Genomic DNA, 1,841 nt, shown 5'->3' on the forward strand with positions numbered 1-1,841 from the left:
CCGATTTGGTTGGAGTATGTGGAGACGTTTGCGGGGGGTGGGGAGCGGGTCAAGCAGCAGTTTGTGGGGGCGGCGCATGATCAGGAAGTGGGGTTAAGTTATCTGGCTGAGGTGGAGTGGTTGCGGGGGTGTAAAGTTGACTCCAAGCTATTAATAAAATTACGTATCGGCTTCTTTGAAGTTGCCGCCGTGCTTGATGCCATAAGTTGCCGCATAAGGTGCTATGGAGTACATAGAGAATTGTCGGATCTAACTGATTTTACAGATTACAATTGGAATTATTGGCTCATCGAGTCGCCAATCTGGACGTCACGAATAGTCAAGGCAGGTGAAGAATACTTTCTTGAATCTTTCAATAACGGCTATGACGGCCACCAGATAACCATATACAAATTATTCTACGATATTATTGTCGACGCTAAATATGAACTTAGCTTTGATTATAAATCTTCAAACCAATCACTTCTCAGGCTATTTCAAGACAATGCACTCACTTTTTCTGGTCATTATCCTCAAACTAATGGCTGGCAACATGTCGAGTATAAATTTAGCTTCAAACAAGCAACTGTCAAACTATCGTTTTGGTTTGGGGACAGCAAAACCGTCGTGCAAGTGGATAACTTGAAGATACTAAAAATTTAAACCCTTAAACAGTCATCCACAAAATTTGGCCGTCGCAGTATTATTAGGTCACAAATGCTTTTTATTCCGAGTTTAAAATGGGCATCTGTCGTGATCGTTCTTCAATAATCCCGCAGCACGTGGCGGTCAGTTCCTGGCAATCCGCCCATAGATCTCGCGTTTTAAGCTGCTAACGGTACGGGATCAAGCCAACCAAGTAAACGATCGCAGCCTTCGGCATTTTCTAGGAACTAATTGAATTCCAATGAGATACCGAAGGCGGCGATCTTTTGGTCTTTCGGCTTATCATCGCCAGTGCAGGACTGCCACTCATCGGAAAAACGCCCACACCTGTCAGATCTGACAGGTGCGCTCTGCCCTCAAATCCGCTTTCATGACTCCAGCGCCTGGCACCTTGCAACCGGGCCCATAACGGAGCACTGCCATGAGCCAGCCGCTGGATGAAAACCGCATTCTTGCCCTGAGCCCTCCCTTCATACAGGGTAAGGTCGACTTGCAGACGCCGGAGAACTATCACGGAGGCATATCGCTGGATACCGTCAAGGACGATATGCGGGTTTTCGTAGATCCGTGGATAAGCATGGCACTGAAAGACGAATGCCAAATGTCTTATGACGGCGTCATTGTCGGAACGATACCGGTCGATGAAAACAATCTGAATAAACGGCTGGAATTCAAAATCCCCAGGGCTCAGGTCACCAACGGCGCAGCACTCGTCTTTTACACGGTGAAACGCTTGGGTCAGGAGCCAGTGAACTCCGAGCCGGTGTTGCGTATGTGGGTCCAGCTCACACGGCCAGGCGGCCTGGATCGCGACAGCGAGGACGGCCATTCCGGCCTGCTCTACACGCTGAGCCCTGATCCGTCTCAAGGCGTGGATGCGGAAATGGCCCGGCGGGAAATCCGCATGCTCATCGTCCCTTATGAAAACATCGCCGTCTTCGACACTATTCGTTGCGGTTGGGGAGATCAGGTGGTGACGTACTACCCGGTCACCAGAGAGCAGATCGAAGATCCGGTCAACAATCCGATCATCGTCACCTTCACCGAAAAAGTCATCAGAGACCAAGGCAACGGCAGAAACATCGAAGTGCGCTATCAGGTCTTCGACCGGGTTAATAATTTCCCGGTTCCAGAGGCGCCGTGGTCGAAAGTCACCTATGTGAATGTGGACCTGAGCATCAGCCGCTTGCCGGCGC

1 protein-coding gene and 1 pseudogene are annotated in these 1,841 nt (G+C 49.8%); both read left to right on the top strand.

Annotation, left to right across the window (positions count from 1 at the left end; translation table 11 throughout):
• The coding region (locus D8U82_RS27985) for a hypothetical protein (protein ID WP_177434094.1) at positions 1-642 on the top strand (642 nt) is incomplete at its 5' end.
• Positions 643-1,066: 424 nt separating this feature from the next.
• A pseudogene (locus tag D8U82_RS00365) lies at positions 1,067-1,841 on the top strand (hypothetical protein); the annotation flags it as partial.

Origin of the sequence: Pseudomonas sp. Sample_23 (assembly GCF_004307595.1) — a bacterium.
Taxonomy (GTDB): Bacteria; Pseudomonadota; Gammaproteobacteria; order Pseudomonadales; family Pseudomonadaceae; genus Aquipseudomonas; species Aquipseudomonas atacamensis.